Raw genomic sequence first — 22,556 nt, forward strand, 5'->3', positions numbered from 1 at the left:
ACCCATTGGTTAGAGGTACCAGGCCAGCACCGCCTTGAGCATCGCGTTTTCGATCACGGGAAGAACGACGATCTGGTTCATGCCGGCTGCGCGCGCGAGCTGCGCCGCAATCGATTCATCGACCTTCAAATGCTCGTTGATGGCGGGCATGCCCGTCGCCCAGGCGCCGCCGATTGAGCCTTCGCCCTTGCGGATCGTCTTTGACGCATAAAGCGAGGCGAGATCGGCATTCTTGCTGCAATCGCCGGACTGAAACACCAGTTCCGTTCGCGACGGGTCCGGCACCCAGATCTCAAAACGTCTGGCGATCGGCGTTGCCTGCGCGGACAGGAAGGTCATGACCCAGGTCTGATCCGGAGAGGTCGTATAGGGAATACCGACGCCGCAATTGATTCCGATTTCGCTCGCTTCCTCCCAGCGCAGGAAGCTCTTGGCGTTGTGCAGATCCTTGATGATCAGCGGCATGCCGGCTTTCCAGGCGCGACCGGGCAGGCCGAAGCCGCGCGGGAATTTGGTGTGCCGCGAGTTGAACTCGAACATATCGGCTGTGCCGTAATAGCCGTCGACCAGGCCCATCTCATGGGACTTCTCGGGATCGTTGTGCCAGAGCTCGATGGCGCCGACGTGCTTTTCATCGTCGCCACAGAACAGCACCATCACCGCCATCAGGAATTCGCCGGCAAAGACCGGCAGCGCCACGCCGCAGGTCAATCCGGCTTCGACCGCCTCGTCCGTGCGCTTGAAGTAGGAGTTTGCGAACTCTGTCAGGATGACGGGATGGCCAGCGGCCCAGGCCTTGCCGGGTAGCCCTTCATCATAGGCGAACAGCGCGTTCTCGCTGACGGCCTTGAACTCCGAATATTCGTCGCTGCAAAGACAGCCGCCGAACTCCAGGCGGGTGCGGGTTCGGTCGGGCACCCACAATTCAACCACGCGAATGAATGTCTTCATCGGACGCACCTGCCACCACGCCTGACAGCAGCATCGGCGATTTAGCGGCGACAGGTGCGATCAAATTACAGGCAGGCTCCGCCCAAAGATCGTGCGGAGTTCCGGCGTGCCGAGCGGCTCAGTTCCGATAGGATGGATCGGTGCGGTCAAGCTTGCGCAGCAGCGCCGGCCAGGCGAGCTCGCCGTTCCGCGCGGGCCGGTCGGTCCGCGGCCGCATCTTGTCGTAGGTTTCTTCCAGCACGTTCTGTGGCGGGTAGATCAGCTTGGTGTTGCAGGACAGCGCCATGACCTGCACCTGGCAGGCACGCTCGAGGCGGAACAGCACGTTGAAGGCCGCCGGCACGGTGCGGGCGACAACGAGCAGACCGTGGTTGCGCAGGATCATGGCTTCGTGATCACCGAGGTCCCTGACCAGCCGCGCGCGCTCGTCGACATCGTCGGCGATGCCCTCGAAGTCGTGATAGGCGATGTGGAGAAATCGCATCGAGGTCTGCGCCAGCGGCAGCAATCCGCATTCCATCGCCGAGACCGCCATGCCGGCCGGCGTGTGCGTATGTGCGACACAGTCCATGTCGTGCTTGGCCATGTGGATCGCGCTATGAATGACGAATCCCGCGACGTTGACGCCATAGTCGGAGGCGTTGAACAGCGTGTTGCCCTCGACGTCGACCTTGATCAGGCTGGATGCGTCGATTTCCTCGTAGAGCATCCCGTAAGGATTGATCAGGAACTGATCGGTCGTCCCCGGTACGCGGCATGAGATGTGATTGGCGATCATCTCGGTCATGCCATACATCGCTGTGAGGCGGTAGCAGGCCGCAAGATCGACTCGCGCCTGCCATTCCTCCGCGCTCACCTGTTCGCGAACGGATTTCACGACCTTGACGGCGGGTGAGCTGACAGGAGGATTCATGGACGTTTCTCCGCGGAGAGGAATTATCCGGCCCGCTGGGCCGATCATTGTTCCGCAGGATAGCTGCATTTCGGTGCGCGGCAAGGCGAGTACCGCAGGCGTTATTGCAGGTCTGGCGGGTGAAAATCGAATGCGCTATGGCAGGAGGCGAGGTGGGTACCATGACCGAAGGACGCTACCGGCTGATCGGATCGACCGCGTCGCCCTACGCCATCAAGCTGCGGGCGCTGCTGCGCTACCGGCGAATTCCCTTCGACTGGGTCATCATGACCAAGGCGCTGCGCAAGGCGACCGAGCACTTGCGACCCAATCTGATTCCGGTGCTGCAATATCCAGATGGTACCTACCGCGGCGAAACCACGACGCTGGCCTACGACCTCGAGCGCCGTCACAAGGACCGCTCCGTCATTCCCGGCGACAAGGCGGTCGCGTTCGTCTGCGATCTCCTGGAAGACCTCGCCGACGAATGGGCGGTCAAGCCGCTGTTTCTCTATCGCTGGTGGGATGCGGAAGACCAGGCCTATGTCTCGCGCTGGGCCGGCGAGGAGTGGTCGGTCTCGGAGGCCGCAAACGGCAGCGCGGAGGAAATCGAGCAGTTCCGGCAGCGGCAGATTTCGCGGATGGTCATTCTCGGCGCCACCGCGGAGAACAAGCCGCTGCTGGAAGAGAGCTACCTGCGAATACTGGCGGCATTCGAGCCGCATGTCGGGATGACCAATTATCTGTTCGGCAGCCGGCCCTCGCTCGCCGACTTCGCCTGGTTCGGGCAGCTCAGCGAAATGGCGACCGATCCGACCCCGATGCGGATCATGCGCGCGAACGCGCCGTTTACCGATCATTGGGTGCGACGACTGGACGATGCCTCGGGCGTGGAGGGGGACTGGTATCCGGGCGAACGGGCGCTCAGTGGCATGACCGAGGCGCTGTTGAAGATATCAGGCGAACTCTATTTGCCGTTCCTGGTTGCTAACGCCGAGGCGTTCGCAAAAGGCCTTGAGCGGCTGGAGATGAATGTCTGGGGCCTGCCTTGCGCGCTGGCGCCGTTCAAATATCAGGTGAAGTGCCTCTCGCTGCTTCGCGACAAGTTTTCAGCGCTCGATGCCGACAGCAGGACTGCGTTGCGGCCGGTGCTGGAGCGCACCGGGTGTTGGCAGCATTTGACCACCGGCTAGCGCTCAGCTCGCGGCCTCACGTCCGATAGCGGCTGCCCAGCGCTGTCACGATCGATTCCGGATTTTGGATGCGCTCGATCAGCATGTCGATGCGATCGCCGCCCCAGAACAGTTCACCGTTGAAGACCATGGTCGGTACACCGAAAACGCCGAGCGCCTCCGCCTCGTCGATGATGCGGTCGTGCTCGGCCCGCGCCGGGCCGTGGACGTAAGCCTCGAATTGATCCGACGAACCGCCGATCGACGCGATCACGCCCGAGATTGCCGACAACTCGTCAATTTCGAGATCATGGCTCCAGAACCGCCGGAACACCGTGTCGTGATAGGGCCGGAACAGGCCATGGCGCTGAGCGAACAGCATGCCGGCGCTGGCATAGAAGGCGTCATAGATGCGCCGCGGCCCTTTCATGGTGAGGCCCTGCGCATTGGCGTAACGGCGCGCGTCCATATAAGCGTAGCGCACCTTGCGCCAGAAATGCGGCGTGCGCTCCTCCACCGTTCCCATGAATTCGGGAATGCGCAGCGTGTATGGCAGCCATTCGAGTTCGACACCGCAAGTTTCTTCGAGTTCGAACAGCCGCTTGTTGGCGACGAACGCGTAGGGGCTTTTGTAATCGGTGTAAATTCGTACCCGGGGCTTTTCCATTCGGATGTCTCTGTTCGATTGAGGTCATTATCCTCGATCCGAACCGAGCGTGGAACCAGGCGATGCGATTCTGATGCCGCAAAAACGAATGGGCCCCGGTGCATCAGAGCATCGCGGGGCCCGACATCTTCGTTTTAGGCGAAGGATTTCTGGTAGACACCAGTATTTATCTCAGGATCCGGCAGCGCGTGGCCTTGGCGCTCCAGTCCCGCGTATGTGCTCGAATTGTCGAAAGGCGCAATGAGGCTGGCAGCTGCTTATCACCTCAACCACGCCTGGACCTTGCGCTGAGCAAGGTCACCGGCTGACCCGGTGGCGTCATGCTCCTCTCCAAGAGTTGGCCAACGGACTGTATGTCCGCTTCCGCTGCGTGTCGTCTCGATCNACGTAACCGGGGCGCCAGTGCCTGCGAAGCGGGGAGCTGACGCTCCGTGACTNCCCGCAGGTGCAGTCGTGGAAATGCTGCGGCAGATAAAGGCACGTGTCAAGTAAACGTAGGTTTGTTGATCGTCCGGGTTCCCGTGCCCGCTGGTATTTCAGGCCTTTGTGTGGCGGTAATCACGTAAATCAGGATCGTGGGTCATCGCCCAGTAGTCCACGAACCGCCATGGCATCGCCGAGAAAACCCGGCCTTGCTTGTTGCGGTAATAGGTCGTCATGCCGGGATGCGTCCAGATCAATTGCTCATGCTCGGCATCTACTTGTCTGATGTATCGATCGTGCGCTTCCCGACGAACATCGATCGCAGCGATGCCTTGCTCGATCATTTCGACGAGGCAGGCCGAGATGTAGCGGCTCTGGCATTCCGACTGGAAGATCACGCTGCCGCCATGCGCGGGGCCTGAATTGGGGCCGAGCATCACGAAGAGATTTGGAAAGTCCGGCACGGTGAGCCCGAGATAGGCGGTCGGGTTGTCGTTGGCCCAGCTCGCCTTCAGATTTTTCCTATCGCGTCCCGTGATGTTGAGGCGAGCGGCCATCTCCGTGACCTTGAAGCCGGTGGAGATGACGATGATATCGGCGGGCCGCAACTTGCCGTCGGCGGCGACGATGCCGTCGGGGGCAAAATGGTCGATCGTGTCGGTGACCAGTTCGACATTCGGTTTCGTCAACGTCTTGAACCAGTTGTTGTCGAGCAGGATGCGCTTGCCGTAGGGCGGATAGGTCGGGACGCATTTTTCGATCAGATCTGGACGGTCCTTCAGTTCCGACAGGATGAAATCCGTCAATTCTTCACGATGCCGGTCGTTGCCGTTGTTGACGGCGCGGTCTGGATGCGGCCACGCCGGATCCTTGCGCAGGAACGGCAGCAGGCCGTCGCCATAGCGCCAGAACATGTTGAAGCGATACCACTGCACATAGAACGGCAGGTGTGCGAGCAGCCACTGCGCGCCCTCGGTGATGGGATCGGAATAACCTGCCACCGGCCGCGCCCACTGTGCGGTGCGCTGGTAAACCGTAACCGACGCGACGCGGTCCGCGATCGACGGCACCAGTTGCATGGCGGTCGCGCCGGTGCCGATCACGGCAACGCGCTTGCCGTCGAGATTGATGTCATCGGACCACAGGGCGGAGTGCAGCGTCACTCCCTTGAAATCCTCTTCGCCCTTGAAATGTGCCGGGTGAGGATCGTTGAGCTGACCGATCGCGCTGACCAGCGTGGTCGATTCAAAGGTTTCCTCGCCCTTGGGGGTCTTCAGCGTCGAAATCCAGCGCCGCTTGTTCTCGTCCCAGCGCGACGACGTCAATTCGGTGTTGAGGCGCAGATGCTTCCGGATGTCGTGTTCGAGCGCGACTTTCTTGAGGTAGTCGAGCAATTCCTGGCGCTGGGCGAAATAGCGCGTCCATGGGTTCCTCTTTCCGAACGAAAAGGAATAGGAATGGTTCGGTGTATCGACGCCGCAACCGGGGTAGCGGTTGACATACCAGGTGCCGCCGAGTTCGTCGTTCTTCTCGACGATGGTGTAGGGGATGCCGAGCCGGCCCAGCGCGACACTCAGCGCGATGGCGCAGACACCGGCGCCGACGATCAGCACATGCTGCTGCGCCAGCTTCTCGTTCGATGGTGCCTTGGTCCAGCGCGCCTCCCGGGGGATGAAGCCCATTTCCTCGCGCATCAGCGGCGCGTATTCCGGGGCCACGTTCTCGCCCAGCGTCGCGCGCATCATCTTCAGCATCAGTTCATTGCCGGGATCGGTGATGGCAGGCTTCGGTTCGCCGTTTGCAAACAGCTTCAACACGGCCGCGCGGATCTCGGCCTGGATCTCCTCCGGCACGCCGGCGTGCGGATCCGGAATCAGGCGGACGTCGCGCTTGGGCTTGTAGGGCGGCTCCAGCCAGCGTTCGTCGCCGGTCATATGCACCAGCACCATCAGCAGCACACGGATATCGCCCTCGGCGATGGCCGATGACAGATCGAGTTTCTTGCGCGGCAGCTCGATATTCATGCTGATGTCCTCGTTTACGCGCCTGATGCTTCCGGCAGGCCGCCATAGGCGGCCCAGGTGGTGCCGGCGACATAGCCGGCATCGACGGGAAGGTTGATTCCGGTGACGCCGCTGCTCATTGGCGAAAGCAGCCACGCGATGGCCTGTGCGACCTCGATCGGCTCGACCAGCCGGTTCATCGCGGTTGGGCTTTCAAGCCATTTCTTGTTCAGCGCGCCCGAGGCGATGCCGGCCTCCAGCGCGACGGTGCGTGTGAAGCCGGGCGACACCGCATTGACGCGGACGCCGCTGCGGCCCCATTCGGCGGCCAACGTCTGCGTGATCTGAATGACACCAGCCTTCGCGGCGGTATAGGCATGGATCGGCCCCGAGGTCATGCCGGCAACGGAGGCGACATTGACGATCGCGCCATGCCGGCGCTCGGCCATCTTCACGCCGACGCTGCGGGCGACCAGAAAGGTGCCGCGCAGATCGATATTGACCTCGCGGTCCCATTGATCCATTCGCACGCGCTCAATTCTGTGCATCTTGCCGAACACGCCCGCGGCGTTGACGAGGCCGGCGATCGGGCCATGTGCGGCTTCGATATCGGCGATGCCGCTGACGACGGCGCTTTCGTTCGCGACATCGAACGGAGCCGGCCACAAAATCGTTTGCGTGTCCGCGAGCGGTTCCGGTGAGATGTCGACAACAACGACCTTGCGGCCTTGTTCGGCCAGAAGCGTGGCGGTTGCCGCGCCAATGCCACGGCTACCGCCGGTGACGAGGACGATCCCTTCAGCGGTCACGGCCGTTCTTCCTCTCAGGTACGAACAGACCGCGCGTGACCAGTTTCTGGTAGGCGGAGATGACGTGCTCGGGTGCTGCCGTGACGTTGCCGCCAACGTAGGAGTAGCGGCGGCTCAAATAGCCGCGTGCACCCATCAGCATGTGAACGATGGCTTCGAACTCTTCGTCGTTATAGTCGATGATTGCGCCGGCGTGACGGGCGCGCCGGAGAATGCGGACATAGGCGGTGGCGATATTGTCGAGATGCTTCTGGTAGCCGATCGGCGCAAAATATTCGGCCTCGTTGAGGATGCGCAAAAATTCCGGCACTTCGCGGATGAAGTCGAAGAAGGCGCTGAAGCGCTCGATCTCCTGTCGTGCAGCGTGCGCCGTGCCGGTGCGCTCGCGGATAAAATGAACCATGTCGATGCCGATCTTCGGCAGCAACTGGTCGAGCAGCTCCTGACGGTTCTCGAAGTGATTGTAGAACGTGCCTTGCGCGACGCCGGCTTCCTCGGTGATGCGGGCGACGGACGCTTCGGCATAACCATACTTGCCGACGATCTTGGTGGCGGCGTCGAATATCTTGCGCTTGGTCCAGGCGTTGCGCTCGACGCGGTTGAGTTTTGTGATCTTGCTTGGTGAAGTTTGCGTCATGCGTGGGATTCCAGCTCAGTGCGTAGCACGCGCTTGAGAACCTTGCCGGAAGGATTGCGCGGCAGGCTGTCGCGGATGATCAATTGCTTCGGTACCTTGAAGCCGGCAAGGCGCGCGCGGCAGTGTTCAGCGAGGTCGGGTAATTCCAGCGTGGCGCCGTCTCCGAGTACCACAACCGCGACCGGCTTCTCGCCCCAGCGTTGATCCGGCATGCCGACGACGGCGACTTCGCGCACCTGCGGCAGTTCGTGACGCGCTCGACTTCGGAGGAGGCGATGTTCTCGCCGCCGGAAATGATCATGTCCTTCTTGCGGTCGGTCAGATAGAGGAAGCCGTCTTTGTCGAGATAGCCGACGTCGCCAGTGCGAAACCAGTCGCCGAAGAAGGCCGCGGCGGTCTTTTCGGGATCCTTCCAGTAGCCTTGTGTCACTTTGGGCCCACGCAGGCAGATTTCGCCGTTCTCGCCTGATGGCAGCCTGTTGCCGGCATCGTCGCGGATCTCGATCTCGACATGGGCGATGGCGCGGCCGGTCGAGCCGATCTTTTCGATCTCGCGGCCGGCTTCCATGAAGGTGTCGCCGCCACACGTTTCGGTCAGGCCATAGGCGTCGATGTAGCGGGCATTCCTGAAATATTCGGAGAAGGCGCGGATGCGCGCTTCCGGCGTTTTCTCGCCGCCGCCGATCGCCCAGCGCAGGCTCGATACATCGTAACGGTCGCGGGTCGGGCAGGTGAGGATCGCGGTCGTCATGACAGGCGCGAACCAAGCGGCGTTGAGCTTCTCCGCTTCGATCGCAGCAAGCGCCTGCTCGGGCTCGAAGTTGCGGAGGATGGAAAGCATGCCGCCATGCCAGAGCACCGCGATACCGGGCAGGTCGAGAGCGCCGACGTGGTAGAGCGGACCGACCACCAGCAAGCGCGTGTCCGCGTTCAATCCAAGCACGAGCGTCTGGTCGGCCGACTTCCAATACAGATTCTCGTAAGTCAGCATCACGCCCTTGGGGCGGTCGGTCGTGCCTGATGTGTACATCAGCCGCATCAGGTCGCGCGGCGGTTTCACATGAACTGGGGCAGGGGCGATATCGGGCGCAAGACGTGTTGCGTTGGATTGCGCAGCTTCATCCAGCAGCACCACTGGCGCGCCGCCGGCCGTGATGCCCTCAAGCTCCTCATCCGCAATCAGGATGCGCGCGCCGGAATTGACCACGACGTAACCGACCTCGTCGGCGGACAGGCGGTAGTTGATCGGCAGAAACACCGCACCGATATGGCTGGTCGCAAACACCAGCTCAAGAAACGCCGTGCTGTTCTTCATCAGTGCCGCAACGACGTCGCCGGGCTTGATCCCGCGCGCCGCGAGCCATCCGCCGACGCGGCGGATACGGGCGTCGAATTCGGCATAGGAAACATCCTCGCCGCGATATTTCAGCGCACAGCGGTCCGGCGTTCGCCGGGCGTGGAATGCGATGAAGCTGGAAAGATTGATCATTATCAGCTCGAACGGCTGGTTGCCCGGGTTGCTTCTCCAAATATGAATTCTGACTCGTAATTCATATTTGGCTTGACGTCACCCCCTTTGCTCTGAAATTCTTGGGCCATACGGAGACGACACGATCTCCGGCCGGGATTTGGGAACGCAAACCCCACAGGAGGAAGCAATGACGAGAACCCGCAAACCGGGCGTAAGCCGACGTGCGACGTTGGCGATGATGGGCGCCGGTGCCGTGACATTCGCGACGCCCTGGGTGGCGCGCGCGCAAGCCAAGACGATCAAGGTCGGCATGCCGACCATTCTCTCCGGACGCGTCGCGCAGCTTGGCACCTCCTCGCGCAACGCGGTGGTGCTGGAAGTCGAGAAGGTCAATGCCGCCGGCGGTCTGGCCGGACGTCAGATCGAGATGGTGATCCGCGATTCCAAGGGGCAGCCGCAGGAAGCCGCCCGCGTCGCCCGCGAACTCGTCAATACCGACGGATGCGAAATTCTGATCGATGCCGAAGCGTCATCGGGTGCGTTCGCGGTGCATGAAGTGGCGCGCGATCTCGGCGTGCTCTGCATTCACACCAATTCGGAGACGTCGTCGCTCACCGCCGATCCGAAGCAGCACATTCCCAATGCGTTCCGCACCGCGCGGCAGGGCGTGCACGACTCGATCGTCGGCGGCAGCTATGCCGCGGCGATCGCCAAGGCCAAGGGGCTGAAGAAATGGGCGACCTGCTCGCCCGACTATGCCTATGGCCGCGACACCACCGGCGAATACGTGACGTATCTGAAGCGTTTTGCACCCGACGTCGAGATCATCAGCGAGTCCTGGCCGAAGCTGTTCCAGCCCGATTACACCGAGGTGGTGACGAAGATCCTGCAAGCCAAGCCGCAAGCGCTTTATTCCTGCCTTTGGGGCGGTGACCTGACGTCCTATATCGATCAGGCCAACATCTACGCGCTGTTCAGCCAGATGGAAGTTTTCGCCGTCAACATGGCCGACTACACCGCGCTGACCGTGGTGAAGAACCTGCCGAAGGGCATTCACTCCGGCAACCGCTACATCAAGACCTATCCGGCAACGACGGAGAATGCCGCGTGGGGCGATGCCTACAAGGCGAAGTACAACGAATATCCCACCAACTGGTCGTGGGAGAATGCCACCGCGATCATGCTGCTCGCGGAAGCGTCGAAGAAGGCGAACTCCGCCGACGGCAAGAAGATTGCGGAGGCGCTGCGCGGCCTGAAGATCAAGTCGCCGTTCGGCGCCGACGGCACCGTCACCATGCGCGCCGAGGACCAGACGCTGGTCGGTTACGCGATCGGCTGGGGAACGACGATCCCGCAGGAGCCCTACGTGCCGCAGGTTCAGGCAGGCGACTGGAAGACGATCTTCGAACTCGAAGCCGAGTGGAAGAAGAGCAAGGGTTACGCCTGATCGGTCGGCGATCACGGAGGCGGCGTGAGCCGCCTCTGTTTGTTGCGGAGTTTTTCTCGCGCGCCGTTCGTTCCGGCACGCCGTAATGGATGCTTCCCTTGGATATCGATGCGCTTACCGGCTGTCTCGCCAGCTCCGCCTGTCTGGTGACGCAAACCACCAGCGGCTTCATCATCGGCATGTTGCTGTTTCTCGTCGCCGTTGGGCTGACGCTGATCTTCGGCGTGCTCAAGGTCGTCAATTTCAGCCACGGCGCCTTCTATATGTTCGGCGCCTATTTCGCGATGACGGCCTATCAGCTTACTGGCAGTTTTGCGCTGGCGATGCTGTGCGGCGCGGCCGGCACGGCCATCCTTGGCCTGGTCTTCGAGCGTGGTTTCATGAGCCGCGTCTACGGTGCCGACGTGCTGATGCAGCTGCTCGTCTGCTACGCCTTCGTGCTGATCTTCGACGACGTCGTGCGGATGATCTGGGGCCCCGAGTTCAAATCGATGGGCATGCCCGCGGCGTTCCAGGTGGCGCCACTGTTCATCGCCGGCGGGGTGGTGCCGCCATATTATCTGCTGCTGATCGGTGTCGCGCTGGCGGCTGCGGCTATACTCGGGCTCGGATTGGCGCGTACGCGAATTGGCAAGGTGATCCGGGCGGCCGCGCATAATCCGGGCATGGTGTCCGCGCTCGGCATCAACACCGGGCTGATTTATGGCGGCGTGTTTGCGCTCGGCGGGATGCTGGCGGGCCTTGCCGGGGCGCTCGCCGCGCCGGTGCGTTCGCTGACGCCGGGCATGGGATTTTCGGTCCTGATCGAATCCTTCATCGTTACCGTGATCGGCGGCATGGGCTCGATCCTCGGCGCGCTGATCGGAGCGCTGCTGATCGGCATGATCCGCTCATTCGGATCGCTCGGCTTCCCGCTGTTCACGGAAGGGCTGATGTACCTGTTCATGGTGATCGTCCTGGTGTCGCGGCCGACCGGGCTGTTCGGCAAGGAGGTTGCATGACCGAGCTGCCGGCCGATCAGGGCGCGCAGGCACTCGACGTCCCGCAGCCCCACGTAAAGACGCGGCGCAATCGGGATGTCCTGATTGCGTTGGCGGCCTTTGTCGTCCTTGCATTGTTGCCGATGGTCTTCAGCAGCAAATTTCTGCTCGATTTCGTGATCCGCTGCGCGGCCTACGGCCTGTTCGCGACGTCTCTTAACCTTCTGATCGGTTACACCGGCCTGACTTCGTTTGGCCATGGCATGTTCTTCGGCCTCGGCGCCTACGGCTTCGGGTTGATGATGCAGAAGACCGGCGTTTCCGTCCCGGTGGCATTCGTTGCTACGCTCGCAATCACGTTTGTCACGGCCCTCGTGATTGGCGCCATCTGCGTGCGGCTGAAGGAAATCTATTTCGCCTTCGTGACGCTGGCGTTCCAGATGCTGATCCACTCGACCATCCTGTCCTGGGTATCGCTGACGGGCGGCGATCAGGGATTGCGCGGCGGCATTCCGCGGCCGCCATTCTGGGGCATTGATCTATCGAACCATTTGCATCTCTACGTCACGAGTTGCGCATTGCTGGTGATCGGACTGTTCCTGATGCATCAGATCGCGCAGTCGCCGTTCGGCTATACGTTGCGCATGATCCGCGACAACGCCACGCGTGCGAGCTTCATCGGCATCGATGTCTGGCGTGCCAAGTTGACGATCTTTGTGCTCGCGGCGCTGTTCGCCTCGACCGGCGGCGTCATCATGGCGTTGTTTGTCTCGGGGGCCTATCCGGAATTCGCCTATTGGACCATTTCGGGCGAGGGCATCTTCATCAACATGCTCGGCGGGGTGACCACATTCCTGGGGCCGATGGTCGGCACCGTGCTGCTTCTGATTCTCAACGACACCGTCACCCGTCTGACTGAATATCATGGGCTCGTGCTGGGAATCGTGATCCTGTTCTTCGCGATCGGCCTGCGGAAGGGCCTGATGGATTTCGTTATCGAATGGTACGCGCAACGCCGCGACCGTCGCGGGAAGTAGCCATGCTGGAGATACGCTCCCTTTCCAAATCGTTCGGCGGCGTCAAGGCGACGGACAATGTCACGCTCGACTTCGCTGACGGTTCGCTCACCGCTGTGATCGGCCCCAACGGCGCCGGCAAGAGCACGTTCTTCAACCTGATCACGGGTGCGCTGACGCCGGACGCTGGCCAGATCCTGCTCAATGGCGTCGATTTGGCCGGGCGCACGCCGCCTGAGATCGTGCGCCACGGCATCGGCCGCGCATTCCAGGTAGCGAGCATCTTTCCATCGCTTACGGTGCAGGAGACGATGCTGGCAGCGGTGTGCGCCGATCAGCGCAAGGCGAGCGTCCTGCATCGTCGCTTTCCTTTGGCCGAGACGCGCGACCGCGCCGAGCATGCGATGGAGTTGTTGGGTCTGGCCAGCAAGCGGAACCGGACTGCGGCGACGTTGTCGCATGGCGACCAGAAGCTGCTCGATATCGCGCTGGCGCTCGTGCTCGATCCGAAGGTGCTGCTGCTCGACGAGCCCACCGCCGGCATGGGCACCGAGGAGCGCTGGCGGATGATCGACAAGGTGAGGGAGCTCTGGGAGAAGCAGAAAATCACGGTGGTGTTCATCGAACATGACATGGATATCGTGTTCAAGATCGCGCCCGAGATCGTCGTGCTTTGCTACGGGCGAATTCTCGCAACCGGCGCGCCGGATGCGATCCGGCGCAACGAGGCCGTGATCGAGGCCTATCTCGGTACCGAGCATCACGCGGGGGCTGCCGTATGAGCACGCAGCCGGTGGTGCAGGTCGAAGACCTCGACGTTTATTACGGCACCAGCCAGATCCTGTTCGGCGTCGGCTTGTCGGTGCGGCAGGGCGAGACCATGGCGCTGCTCGGCCGCAACGGCGCCGGCAAGTCGACCACCATGAAGGCGATCATGGGTCTCGCTCCGGCCCGCCGGGGCACGGTTACCTTGCAGGGCAGGGTTGTCTCCGGCCTGAAACCGCATCGCATCGCGCGAGCCGGCCTCGGTTTCGTGCCCGAGGATCGCCAGATCTTCCCTGAACACACGGTTGAAGACAATCTGGTCATCGGGGCCAAGAAGGGGCCGAACGGCGAGGACGAATGGCCGATCCGGCGCATCTATGACGTATTTCCGCTTCTGGAGCCGTTGCGTCACCGCATCGCGGGGCGGTTGTCCGGCGGCGAACAGCAGATGCTGGCGATTGCGCGCACGCTGATGGGCAATCCGGCGCTGCTGTTACTGGACGAGCCGAGCGAAGGACTGGCGCCGATCATCGTGCAGCGGATCGGCGAATTGCTGCGGCAGCTCCGGGGCGCCGGCGCCACCGTGCTGATCGCCGAGCAGAACATGCATTTTTGCCTTGGCCTTGCGAGCCACGCGACGGTTATCGACAAGGGCCAGATCGTCTACACCTCCGGGATCGAAGAGCTGAAAGCCAACGAAAACATTCGTCAGCGCTACCTCGCGCTGTAGCTTTCGGCCCGACCCGGGGGACGAAATGACCATCGAACGCAAGCTATCGCCGACGCATGAGGCGCCATATCGCGGCCTGCGCGTGCTGGATTTCGGGCAGGGCATCGCCTCGCCCTATTGCGCGATGCTGCTCGGCGTGTACGGGGCCGACGTCATCAAGGTCGAGCCGCCGGAGGGAGACTGGTCGCGGTTTCTCGGCACGACCTATGGAAGCCATACCACGCTGTCGGCGGTCTATAACCGCGGCAAGCGCAGCCTTTGCCTCGACATGAAGCACAAGGATGGGATTGCCATCGCCAGAAGGCTGGCGAGGGACTGCGACGTGCTGATCGAAGGCTTTCGGCCGGGCGTCGCCGCGCGGCTCGGGATCGGTTACGAGGATTTGTCGCGCGACAATCCGGGGCTGATCTATCTCTCGGTCAGCGCATTCGGGCAGAGCGGTCCCTATTCGAAACGGCCGGGCTCCGATTCCGTGGCACAGGCGTTCTCCGGCTTCGTATCGATCAATGTCGGCAACGACGGGACCCCGCATCGGGCCGGCACCACGATCTCCGACGTCGTCACCGGCGTCTATGCCTTCCAGGCGGTAGCGACGACACTGTTTGCGCGTGCAACCGTCGGCACCGGCCGGTGGATCGACGTTAACCTGTGCCAATCGACCTCCGCGCTGCTTGGCCACAAGGTCGCCGAACACATTCTGGAGGGCGGGGCACCGCGCGCGCTCAACGTTCCGGCGGGGTCTTATCAGACCACCGACGGCTGGATGATGGTCACGCTGGTAAACGAACCGCAATACAAGCGGCTGTGCGCGGCAATCGGGCGGGACGACCTCGCCAATGATCCGCGCTTTGCCGATTTTGCGCGACGTGCCGACGCCGTAGATGCGCTGATCCCGCAGTTGCGGGAGGTGTTTCTGACGCAGCCGACGGACGCCTGGCTTGCCCGGCTACATGCCGCCGATCTCATTGCCGAACGGATCCTTGACCCCGGAGAATGGCTGCGCAACGTCCATGTCGAGGCGACCAGGGCGGCGGTCTGCCAGCAGACGCCCGGCGTTGGGCCGGTTTACTCGCCGCGAACGCCGGGCATTGCGAGCCTTTCCGAGGATGACTTGCGCCCCGCACCTGATATAGGCCAGGACAGTTACGAGGTGCTGCTCGAAGCGGGTTTCGCGCGCGGCGACATCGACGATCTGGTTAAGGCCGGCGCAGTGCGCCAGGCCAAGGGAGACGCCGCATGAGTACCGATCTCGTTCGTTATTCCGTCACGAGCAATATTGCCGAGATCATGCTCGATCGTCCGCCGGTCAATGCGCTCAGCATGGACCTGATCGATGCGCTGCTGGCGGCGCTGGCCAAGGCGAGGGACGACGAGGCGGTGCGAGCGGTTGTCATCGGCAGCGCGCACAAGGTGTTTTGCGCCGGGCTTGATCTGGACATCGTTCGCGGCAAGCCCGGCATCGAGACCAAGAAGTTCCTTGAACGGCTGTATTTCGCGCTCAACGATACGCAGTATCGCATGGGCAAGCCGACCATCGCCGCCGTGGACGGCGCGGTGCGCGCTGGCGGCATGACGATTGCGATCTCCTGCGACATGATCATCGCCGGCGACGCCTGTACCTTTGGTTATCCCGAGATCGACGTGGGCCTGATCCCGGCCATCCACTTCGTGCAATTGCCGCGGCTGGTCGGCAAGCACCAGGCTTTCGGTCCGCTGTTTCTCGGCGAACCCTTCGATGCCGCGACCGCCTTTCGCATGGGTCTGCTCAGCGAAGTGGTGCCGAAGGGGACGGCGCTCGAGCGCGCGCGGGAGATTGCGCGCAAGCTCGCTGCCAAATCGCCCATCGTCATGAAGATCGGGCGCGATGCCTTCATGCGGGCGGTCGACGCCGATTTCCGTCGCTCGGTAGAAAATGCAGCCGAGAGCTTTGCGCTTGTCGCAACGACCGAGGACTGTCAGGAAGGGCTGAATGCGTTCGTCGAGAAGCGGACGCCGAACTACAGGGGACGCTGATGGCCGGATTGTATTTCGAGGAATTCGAGGTCGGCCGGGAATTCCATCATGAGTTCAGCCGCACCGTGACCGAGATGGACAACACCATGTTCAGCCTGCTGACCATGAACCCGCAGCCGCTGCATATCGACGCGCATTTTTCCGAAGGTACCGAGTTCGGCCAACGGCTGTTCAACAGTATCTATACGCTCGGCATCATGATCGGCATGAGCGTCTACGATACGACGCTCGGCACCACGATCGGTAATCTCGGCATGACCGACGTCAAGTTTCCAAAGCCGGTATTCCACGGCGATACGCTGAAGGCGCACACCAGGATCATTGCCAAGCGTGAGAGCAAGTCGCGGCCGAACCAGGGCATCGTGGAATTCGAGCACACCATGACCAATCAGCGCGGCGAGGTGGTGGCAAGCTGCCGCCGCACCGGTCTGATGCACTGCAAGCCGAAGGCGTAAAATCGATGCGTTCGTTCCTGTTCGTTCCCGGTGACAGCCAGCGCAAGTTCGAAAGCGCGAAGAAGACCGCAGCCGATGCGCTGATCCTCGACCTTGAGGACTCGATCGCGCCGGACGAGAAGGTCGGTGCGCGGCGCACGGTGCGCGAGATGCTCGATACACGGATGCCGGGCCAGAAGATGTATGTCCGCGTCAACGCGCTCGATACCGGGATGACGCTTGGCGACCTCGCGGCCGTCATGCCGGGCCGGCCGGATGGGATCGTGCTGCCGAAATGCGCCGGCGCCGCCGACGTCAATCGCCTCTCGCTGTATCTCGATGCCTTCGAGGCCGCCGCCGAAATCGAACACGGCTCCACGCGAATCGTCACGGTGGCGACGGAGACGGCGAGGGCAGTCCTCAAGCTGCTCGATTTCGAGAATATGAGCCCGCGGTTGTGGGGCATGATGTGGGGCGCCGAGGATCTTGCGGCATCGCTCGGCGCGTCGCGAAATCGGACGGAGGGGCGCTTTCACGGGCCGTTCCTGCTGGCGCGCGATCTCTGCCTGATCAGCGCTGCCGCGGCCGGCGTCGTTGCGATCGATACCATCGCGACCGATATCAATGATCTGGACGCGCTGCGGGAAGAATCCATTGCCGCGCGGCAGGATGGGTTCCTGGCGAAGGCGGTGATCCATCCCAAGCATGTCGACGTCGTCAATGCCGCCTTCATGCCGACGGATGAGGAAATCGCGTGGTCGGAGAAGGTGGTTAAGGCCTTCAACGACAATCCCACGTCAGGTGTCGTGAAGATCGACGGCAAGATGATCGACAAGCCGCATCTGCGCGCCGCGGAGAAGATTCTGGCGCTGCGGGGGCGGTAGCGCAGTAATCATATCGCCCGGATGGGCGCTGCGATTGACTTTGCAGCTTGGTCAGCGACAAATGCGGCAAAGCAACAAGAAGGAAAACACCATGGTTGACGCGCTGATCATCGACGCATGCAGGACGCCGCGCGGCATCGGCAAGGCCGGCAAGGGCGCCTTGTCGGGCATCCATCCGCAGCAGCTCGGCGCAACGGTTTTGCGCGCGCTGGCCGATCGGACCGGCATCAATACCGCCGATGTCGACGACATCGTCTGGGGCACCAGCTCGCAACGCGGCCAGCAGAGCGGCGATCTCGGCCGGATGTCGGCGCTCGATGCCGGCTATGACGTCCGCGCCAGCGCGGTGACGCTGGATCGGTTCTGCGGGTCCGGCATCACCAGCGTCAACATGGCGGCCAACTCGATCATGTCCGGCTCTGAGGATCTCGTGATCGCCGGCGGCACCGAAATGATGTCGATGGAAGGCCGTCGCGGCGAGGGGCCGTTCATGATGGATAACGGCAATCTCCGCCTGCGTGCCCGGCATCCGCAATCGCATCAGGGCGTCTGCGCCGATGCGGTGGCGACGCTCGAAGGCATCACGCGGCAGGACGTCGATGAGTTCGGCCTCGAAAGCCAGAAGCGGGCGGCAGCCGCGATCAAGGGTGGACATTTCGACAAGAGCCTCGTGCCGGTGTATCGCGAGGACAGCAGCCTCGCGCTCGATCGCGAGGAATATCCGCGGCCGCAAACCACGCTCGAAGGGCTGGCCGGATTGAAGCCCGCCTTTCCCGCCGTAGCGGACTATCCGCTCGACGATAAGGGCACCACCTATCGCAAGCTCATCCTCGACAAATATCCCGATCTCGACATCAACTTCGTGCATCACGCCGGCAACTCGTCCGGCGTCGTGGACGGCTCGGCGGCCATCCTGCTGGCGTCGCCGAGCTACGCCAAGGCTCATGGCCTGAAGCCGAGGGCCCGCGTCGTCGCGATGGCGAATATGGGAGATTCCCCGACCCTGATGCTGAATGCGCCGGTGCCTGCCGCCCGCAAGGTGCTGGCCAAAGCCGGTCTCACGCTCGACGATATCGACCTGTTCGAGATCAACGAAGCCTTTGCCGTCGTCGCCGAAAAGTTCATCCGTGACCTCAAGCTCGATCGCGAGAAGGTCAACGTCAATGGCGGTTCGATCGCGCTTGGCCATCCCATCGGTGCGACCGGCTCGATCCTGATCGGTACCGTGCTCGACGAACTAGAGCGGCGCGATCTCAAGCGCGGGCTGGTGACGATGTGCGCGGCCGGCGGCATGGCGCCGGCCATCATCATCGAGCGGGTTTGAGCAGGGCGCTAGACCGCCGGAAACTGCAACTCGAACGTCACGCCGTGGTTGGACGGCAAAAGCCGGATCGACCCGCCGTGGCTGGTCATGATCGCCTGGACGATCGAGAGCCCCATTCCCGTGCCGCCGGTATCGCGGCGCGTGGTGAAGAAGGCGTCGAAGATCTTCTCCCGGTTCGCTTCGCTTATCGGATCGCCGTCATTGCTGACGGTCATCCTGACGGAGCCTTCTTCCGCGGCGGCTTCGAGCCGTACGCTCTTCGCATTGTGGCGAATGGCATTGTCGGTCAGATGCGACAACACGATCAGCGCCTTTTCGCTGGACATGCCGATCGAGCGCTCGAGGTCGCCGGTGGCCTCGATCGCTCGTGTCGGGAACCGGCTCTTCAATCCGCCGACCACCGCTGACAATTCGGTTTGCTCGTTCTGCGGTGCGGTTTCGGCGCGCGCCAGTTCGCGTAAGCGCTGGGTCATGGCTTCCAGGCGGCCGGTGTCGCCCAGAATGTTCGATATGAAGTTCTTCTGCTCCATCCGAGTAAGCGTATCCGACTTGCTCTGTAGCGAATCCAGCAGCAACTCGGCGGCGCCCTTGATCGACGTCAGCGGCGACTTCAATTCGTGGGTAAGGTGTGACGAAAACGTCGCGATGTACTCCGACCGCCGCGACAATTGTTCGGCCATGTCGAGGAAGCTGTCGGACAATTGGGCGAACTCGCGCGTGCCGTAATGGGCGAGCGGCTGGAATGCATCGCGATCCCCGCGGCCGATCCGCTTGGCGCGATCGACGAGCTCGCGCATCGGGCGGGTGATGGTCCGGGAGAAAATCAGGCCGATGACGATGGTCGCCAGAACGACCGTCAGGCCTGCCAGAATGAATTTGCGGCGTTCCTGATAGAAGTGGTCGAAGATGTTGCTCGGCGTTCTCGACGTATAGACGACACCCGCCACGCGGTTGTTGACGATGACGGGCATTGCCGAAAACACATGAACGCCGACGCCGCGGCTGATCGAGTAGATGGGAGGCGGAGGCTTGTCGGGTTTGCGAATTCGCAAGGCCGCCCGGTATAGTCCCCGTAGCGCCGTCGCTACTTCTTCGATATGGGCGAGGGATTGGCCGACCTCGTCGCGGCCGGCGATCACGACCCCGCGAGGATCGAGAATGCGGAAGCCGGCCAGCGTGACCTTCTGCGTTTCCAGCATGATCGGCGTCAGCCGTGTGCCGATTTCGACATAGGCAGGCGAGGCGGGTGCGTTTGCCGGAAGGGCATTCGGCCGCCGCCGGAGCAGATCGCGGCCAGCGGCGAGATCGAGCGCGGGGCGGATCGGCGTCAGCTGATCGTCCCGATCAGGGCGCGCCTCGGGCGGAATTTCAGCGCCGAGCGTTATTCCGGCCGTGAGTTGGGCTTCCACCTCGCGCGCATAGACGGCGGCCAGCACGCGGCTCTGGGCGATCAGCTCAGCCTGGGTTTGATGGATGAGCTGGTTGTCGTAGAGGCGGAAGAAAAATAATCCGACCAACGGCAGCATCGCCACGGAGGCGAGCATGGCGAAAATGACCAGTCCCAACGATGGGCGCCATTTCTCGCGTGCGCGGGATGTCATGCCTGCGGCTCGCATCGTCCGAGCTTGAAGCCGACGCCGTGAATGGTTTCGATGACATTGTCGCAATTCACGGCGGACAGCTTGGCGCGGATGTTGCGGATGTGGCTGTCGATGGTGCGATCCGACACCTGGATGTTGAGCTGATAGGCTGCGCTCATGATCTGCTCGCGGCTGAAGACGAGCGTCGGCCGCGTCAGGAAGGCCCTGAGGATTCCGAACTCGATAGCCGTCAGCCGAAGCGGGGTGCCCGCAAACTCGGCGAGATGCTGGTCGGGATCGACGGACAGCCTGCCCTGCGAAAGCGCAGCCTGGGACGCCTTCGCATCCTGCCCGCGCGAGGCGATGCGGCGCAGGATAACATTTACGCGCGCGACGAGTTCGCGCGGGCTGAAAGGTTTGGTGACGTAATCGTCGCCGCCGATCTCCAGGCCCAGTACCCGATCGATCTCGTCGTCGCGCGCGGAGAGGAACAGGATCGGCACGTCAGAGGCTTTTCGAATTTCCCGGCAGACGTCCAGGCCGTCGAATTCCGGCATGCCGATATCCAGAATGATCAGATCGGGTTTGTCCGCGGCAAAGCGGGTCAAGGCTTCCTTGCCGTCGCGCGCCTCGAAGATGGCCATTCCGGCCTTCTTCAGTGCGACGCGAATGACCTCGCGGATGTGAAGATCGTCGTCAACGATGAGAATGCGGTGCGTCAAACGTCTCTCCCGGCGCAATCGGCTTGCAGTCGAACTAGCCTGTGGTCGAACTCTTTGGTCGGGCATCCAGGGCGCGTTGGAGGCGCCAGTTCCGCAAACCCCAGGAGCGCCAGGAAGCCGTTTCTTTCTTTTGCTGTTCTACAAGGCAACTACGGCGGGAAACAAGGGTCGGATCGAACCCGCGAAGGGCAATGGCCCGGTCGATGGAGGGCAATGCCTGCGGCCCCAGGGACAACAGATAGTTCATGTCGATCCACACCCCTTTGCCACCGGCTTCGCGGCTATGGCTGACATTATAGTCGGCGATGATAGCGGCAAAGTTCATCAGCGAGCAGATGTAGAGCGTTGCCGTCAGGGTAATGAGGTTGGCGCGGATCAGCCAGTCATTCGAGCGATTCAGAACGATGCGGGCAACGATAAGCACGAGCCCCAATGCGACCAGTATCATCCAGATGAAAGCTGCGACACGCCACCAGGTCAGCAGATAGATTTGAACATAGAGATCGAGGCGCAGGATCGACGACATCACCAGCAGCACGTTTTGCGCAACCCAAAGATAGACCAACGGCCGGATCACTTTCGATTGCTCGGCCGGCCCACCGGGCCTCATTGCGGCAAGGACGAAGCCGGCAGCCAATAGCGCCGTTACAATGAGCGGATAAGCGCCTCGATGAGCATATGAAGCGTAGCTGATATCGGAAGGTAGAGCCACGTTGCCCCAGAGATAGATCGCGTCGAGGATAGTCTGAACGGCGAACAGCAAGTTGAACAGGACCAGCGAACGCAGGATCGTCGCAACACCGAAGAAGTGGTTTTGGCCCGATGGTATCCCCTGCGCCAGGGCTGCCGCTTCGGCTAAAGCTGCCGGCATCTCCCGCTTGCGGTTCCACCGGACGTGGATAAAGGGCCATACGATCGACAGCGCCACCGTCCAGAACAGTATGCGCCCGAGGCTCAGATACGAAGCCGTGTTACCCGGGTTCAGCAGGCTGATCCACTTCTCAAGCAATGGATTGGCCGACACCAGCAGAAACACGAAGATGCTGCTGAGAACTATGGGAATGAACCACACGGCAAATCCGGTCTTCAGTGCCGGCAGATTAAACGCACCAATAGCATCGCGGAAGAATCTGAACGGGCCGACCAGATAAAGATCGCATAATGCAGCCGTTCGCTCGCCGAGACGATGTCGGTCGCGGTTTGTCGTCAGCAGCAGACCTATGCCGAGGGCCAGCACCGTGAAGGTGAGCGACGCGACGTTGAATTCCTCGATGGCGGGCACAAGGGCGACCAGCAGGAGAACGCCGGCCAGCAGCACCTGCTTTCGGTTCAGAGTTGCGAGGTTGGCGAGCAGCGAGCCGCAGGCTACGGCGACCGCAAAGATGGCGGCCGATATTCCAATGCCATGTCCGTAGAAAAGCCAGTCGGCCAGTGCAGCGAGAGCGAGAGCAACTGTTGCCTTGACGGGAAAAGTGCCTTCCCGAACGGAGCCGGCATTGGATGCCGGGGCGGTGAAATCTGCCATCGTTACGTTACCTGCCTTGAGGGGAAAACTGCAAACCGGCGCGGTCGTGGGGCGCTCGCATAGCCACCATCCGTCATTCGCTAGTCTTGTCGGAATAGGCATTCGATGATC

Annotated in this window: 21 protein-coding genes and 1 pseudogene; 11 read left to right on the forward strand and 11 right to left on the reverse strand. The window is 62.1% G+C overall.

Features of this window, described 5'->3' with window-relative positions; translation table 11 throughout:
• Window positions 1-9 precede the first annotated feature (9 nt).
• The gene (locus CQ14_RS02300; protein ID WP_057856319.1) at window positions 10-951 is read right to left on the reverse strand and encodes a GAF domain-containing protein; all 942 of its coding nucleotides are present in this window, start codon (window positions 949-951) and stop codon (window positions 10-12) included.
• Between the two features lie 118 nt (window positions 952-1,069).
• The gene (locus CQ14_RS02305; protein ID WP_057856320.1) at window positions 1,070-1,864 is read right to left on the reverse strand and encodes a class II aldolase/adducin family protein; all 795 of its coding nucleotides are present in this window, start codon (window positions 1,862-1,864) and stop codon (window positions 1,070-1,072) included.
• A 161-nt stretch (window positions 1,865-2,025) separates the two neighbouring features.
• On the opposite strand from CQ14_RS02305, the gene CQ14_RS02310 reads away from it, so the two are divergent.
• A complete protein-coding gene (locus tag CQ14_RS02310; RefSeq protein WP_063800288.1) occupies window positions 2,026-3,036 on the forward strand; it encodes a glutathione S-transferase N-terminal domain-containing protein in 1,011 nt (336 codons plus the stop codon).
• A 16-nt stretch (window positions 3,037-3,052) separates the two neighbouring features.
• Here CQ14_RS02310 and CQ14_RS02315 read toward each other — a convergent pair whose 3' ends face one another.
• The 6 genes and pseudogenes from CQ14_RS02315 to CQ14_RS02335 form a co-directional block, all read right to left on the reverse strand.
• Window positions 3,053-3,682, reverse strand: coding sequence for a 2-hydroxychromene-2-carboxylate isomerase (locus tag CQ14_RS02315; RefSeq protein ID WP_057856322.1), 630 nt, complete (start codon window positions 3,680-3,682; stop codon window positions 3,053-3,055).
• Window positions 3,683-4,218: 536 nt separating this feature from the next.
• Window positions 4,219-6,129 (reverse strand): flavin-containing monooxygenase, encoded by a 1,911-nt coding sequence (locus CQ14_RS02320; protein ID WP_057856323.1) that lies wholly within the window; start codon window positions 6,127-6,129, stop codon window positions 4,219-4,221.
• A gap of 14 nt (window positions 6,130-6,143) precedes the next feature.
• Window positions 6,144-6,917, reverse strand: coding sequence for an SDR family NAD(P)-dependent oxidoreductase (locus tag CQ14_RS02325; protein WP_057856324.1), 774 nt, complete (start codon window positions 6,915-6,917; stop codon window positions 6,144-6,146).
• Window positions 6,907-7,554: a TetR/AcrR family transcriptional regulator gene (locus CQ14_RS02330; RefSeq protein WP_057856325.1), complete on the reverse strand. Its 648-nt coding sequence runs from the start codon at window positions 7,552-7,554 to the stop codon at window positions 6,907-6,909. The genes CQ14_RS02325 and CQ14_RS02330 overlap by 11 nt, the downstream gene beginning before the upstream one ends.
• Window positions 7,551-7,766: an AMP-binding enzyme gene (locus CQ14_RS45570; protein ID WP_245320137.1), complete on the reverse strand. Its 216-nt coding sequence runs from the start codon at window positions 7,764-7,766 to the stop codon at window positions 7,551-7,553. Before CQ14_RS45570 ends, CQ14_RS02330 begins: the two co-directional genes overlap by 4 nt.
• A gap of 260 nt (window positions 7,767-8,026) precedes the next feature.
• Window positions 8,027-9,043, reverse strand: a pseudogene (locus tag CQ14_RS02335) (AMP-binding protein); the annotation flags it as partial.
• 169 nt (window positions 9,044-9,212) lie between these two features.
• Between CQ14_RS02335 and CQ14_RS02340 the strand changes: the two are divergent.
• The 10 genes from CQ14_RS02340 to CQ14_RS02385 all read left to right on the forward strand — a co-directional run bounded on the left by CQ14_RS02340 (window position 9,213) and on the right by CQ14_RS02385 (window position 18,618).
• On the forward strand, window positions 9,213-10,472 hold the full coding sequence (locus tag CQ14_RS02340; protein ID WP_057856326.1) for an ABC transporter substrate-binding protein: 1,260 nt from the start codon (window positions 9,213-9,215) through the stop codon (window positions 10,470-10,472).
• A 98-nt stretch (window positions 10,473-10,570) separates the two neighbouring features.
• Window positions 10,571-11,473 (forward strand): branched-chain amino acid ABC transporter permease, encoded by a 903-nt coding sequence (locus tag CQ14_RS02345; RefSeq protein ID WP_057856327.1) that lies wholly within the window; start codon window positions 10,571-10,573, stop codon window positions 11,471-11,473.
• Window positions 11,470-12,489: a branched-chain amino acid ABC transporter permease gene (locus CQ14_RS02350; RefSeq protein ID WP_057856328.1), complete on the forward strand. Its 1,020-nt coding sequence runs from the start codon at window positions 11,470-11,472 to the stop codon at window positions 12,487-12,489. The genes CQ14_RS02345 and CQ14_RS02350 overlap by 4 nt, the downstream gene beginning before the upstream one ends.
• Window positions 12,490-12,491: 2 nt before the next feature.
• On the forward strand, window positions 12,492-13,250 hold the full coding sequence (locus CQ14_RS02355; RefSeq protein ID WP_057856329.1) for an ABC transporter ATP-binding protein: 759 nt from the start codon (window positions 12,492-12,494) through the stop codon (window positions 13,248-13,250).
• On the forward strand, window positions 13,247-13,963 hold the full coding sequence (locus CQ14_RS02360) for an ABC transporter ATP-binding protein (RefSeq protein ID WP_057856330.1): 717 nt from the start codon (window positions 13,247-13,249) through the stop codon (window positions 13,961-13,963). The genes CQ14_RS02355 and CQ14_RS02360 overlap by 4 nt, the downstream gene beginning before the upstream one ends.
• 25 nt (window positions 13,964-13,988) lie before the next feature.
• Window positions 13,989-15,203 carry a CaiB/BaiF CoA transferase family protein gene (locus CQ14_RS02365; protein WP_057856331.1) on the forward strand — a complete coding sequence of 405 codons (1,215 nt, stop codon included), beginning with the start codon at window positions 13,989-13,991 and terminating at the stop codon, window positions 15,201-15,203.
• Window positions 15,200-15,976, forward strand: coding sequence for an enoyl-CoA hydratase/isomerase family protein (locus CQ14_RS02370; protein WP_057856332.1), 777 nt, complete (start codon window positions 15,200-15,202; stop codon window positions 15,974-15,976). Before CQ14_RS02365 ends, CQ14_RS02370 begins: the two co-directional genes overlap by 4 nt.
• Window positions 15,976-16,431: a MaoC family dehydratase gene (locus tag CQ14_RS02375; protein WP_057856333.1), complete on the forward strand. Its 456-nt coding sequence runs from the start codon at window positions 15,976-15,978 to the stop codon at window positions 16,429-16,431. The genes CQ14_RS02370 and CQ14_RS02375 overlap by 1 nt, the downstream gene beginning before the upstream one ends.
• A 5-nt stretch (window positions 16,432-16,436) precedes the next feature.
• Window positions 16,437-17,294 carry an HpcH/HpaI aldolase/citrate lyase family protein gene (locus CQ14_RS02380; RefSeq protein WP_057856334.1) on the forward strand — a complete coding sequence of 286 codons (858 nt, stop codon included), beginning with the start codon at window positions 16,437-16,439 and terminating at the stop codon, window positions 17,292-17,294.
• Between the two features lie 91 nt (window positions 17,295-17,385).
• Complete coding sequence (locus tag CQ14_RS02385) at window positions 17,386-18,618, forward strand: acetyl-CoA C-acetyltransferase (protein ID WP_057856422.1); 1,233 nt, start codon at window positions 17,386-17,388, stop codon at window positions 18,616-18,618.
• An 8-nt stretch (window positions 18,619-18,626) separates the two neighbouring features.
• Here CQ14_RS02385 and CQ14_RS02390 read toward each other — a convergent pair whose 3' ends face one another.
• From CQ14_RS02390 to CQ14_RS02400, 3 genes are read right to left on the reverse strand one after another with little or no spacing between them, the layout of a single operon-like run.
• Window positions 18,627-20,219: an ATP-binding protein gene (locus CQ14_RS02390; RefSeq protein ID WP_057856335.1), complete on the reverse strand. Its 1,593-nt coding sequence runs from the start codon at window positions 20,217-20,219 to the stop codon at window positions 18,627-18,629.
• The gene (locus tag CQ14_RS02395; protein WP_057856336.1) at window positions 20,216-20,920 is read right to left on the reverse strand and encodes a response regulator transcription factor; all 705 of its coding nucleotides are present in this window, start codon (window positions 20,918-20,920) and stop codon (window positions 20,216-20,218) included. Before CQ14_RS02395 ends, CQ14_RS02390 begins: the two co-directional genes overlap by 4 nt.
• 34 nt (window positions 20,921-20,954) lie before the next feature.
• Entirely contained in the window at window positions 20,955-22,445 is a 1,491-nt protein-coding gene (locus CQ14_RS02400) for a DUF4153 domain-containing protein (protein ID WP_057856337.1), read from the reverse strand.
• Window positions 22,446-22,556: the final 111 nt, after the last annotated feature.

The organism is Bradyrhizobium lablabi (assembly GCF_001440475.1).
GTDB classification, from domain to species: domain Bacteria; phylum Pseudomonadota; class Alphaproteobacteria; order Rhizobiales; family Xanthobacteraceae; genus Bradyrhizobium; species Bradyrhizobium lablabi.

Excerpts from the sequence above, each read along its gene's own strand:
- CQ14_RS02320 (WP_057856323.1), bottom strand. The coding sequence starts at position 6,129 with ATGAATATCGAGCTGCCGCGCAAGAAACTCGATCTGTCATCGGCCATC.
- CQ14_RS02330 (WP_057856325.1), bottom strand. The coding sequence starts at position 7,554 with ATGACGCAAACTTCACCAAGCAAGATCACAAAACTCAACCGCGTCGAG.
- CQ14_RS02355 (WP_057856329.1), top strand. The coding sequence starts at position 12,492 with ATGCTGGAGATACGCTCCCTTTCCAAATCGTTCGGCGGCGTCAAGGCG.
- CQ14_RS02375 (WP_057856333.1), top strand. The coding sequence starts at position 15,976 with ATGGCCGGATTGTATTTCGAGGAATTCGAGGTCGGCCGGGAATTCCAT.
- CQ14_RS02340 (WP_057856326.1), top strand. The coding sequence starts at position 9,213 with ATGACGAGAACCCGCAAACCGGGCGTAAGCCGACGTGCGACGTTGGCG.
- CQ14_RS02370 (WP_057856332.1), top strand. The coding sequence starts at position 15,200 with ATGAGTACCGATCTCGTTCGTTATTCCGTCACGAGCAATATTGCCGAG.
- CQ14_RS45570 (WP_245320137.1), bottom strand. The coding sequence starts at position 7,766 with ATGCCGGATCAACGCTGGGGCGAGAAGCCGGTCGCGGTTGTGGTACTC.
- CQ14_RS02310 (WP_063800288.1), top strand. The coding sequence starts at position 2,026 with ATGACCGAAGGACGCTACCGGCTGATCGGATCGACCGCGTCGCCCTAC.
- CQ14_RS02385 (WP_057856422.1), top strand. The coding sequence starts at position 17,386 with ATGGTTGACGCGCTGATCATCGACGCATGCAGGACGCCGCGCGGCATC.
- CQ14_RS02350 (WP_057856328.1), top strand. The coding sequence starts at position 11,470 with ATGACCGAGCTGCCGGCCGATCAGGGCGCGCAGGCACTCGACGTCCCG.
- CQ14_RS02315 (WP_057856322.1), bottom strand. The coding sequence starts at position 3,682 with ATGGAAAAGCCCCGGGTACGAATTTACACCGATTACAAAAGCCCCTAC.
- CQ14_RS02305 (WP_057856320.1), bottom strand. The coding sequence starts at position 1,864 with ATGAATCCTCCTGTCAGCTCACCCGCCGTCAAGGTCGTGAAATCCGTT.
- CQ14_RS02300 (WP_057856319.1), bottom strand. The coding sequence starts at position 951 with ATGAAGACATTCATTCGCGTGGTTGAATTGTGGGTGCCCGACCGAACC.
- CQ14_RS02360 (WP_057856330.1), top strand. The coding sequence starts at position 13,247 with ATGAGCACGCAGCCGGTGGTGCAGGTCGAAGACCTCGACGTTTATTAC.
- CQ14_RS02380 (WP_057856334.1), top strand. The coding sequence starts at position 16,437 with ATGCGTTCGTTCCTGTTCGTTCCCGGTGACAGCCAGCGCAAGTTCGAA.
- CQ14_RS02400 (WP_057856337.1), bottom strand. The coding sequence starts at position 22,445 with ATGGCAGATTTCACCGCCCCGGCATCCAATGCCGGCTCCGTTCGGGAA.
- CQ14_RS02390 (WP_057856335.1), bottom strand. The coding sequence starts at position 20,219 with ATGACATCCCGCGCACGCGAGAAATGGCGCCCATCGTTGGGACTGGTC.
- CQ14_RS02365 (WP_057856331.1), top strand. The coding sequence starts at position 13,989 with ATGACCATCGAACGCAAGCTATCGCCGACGCATGAGGCGCCATATCGC.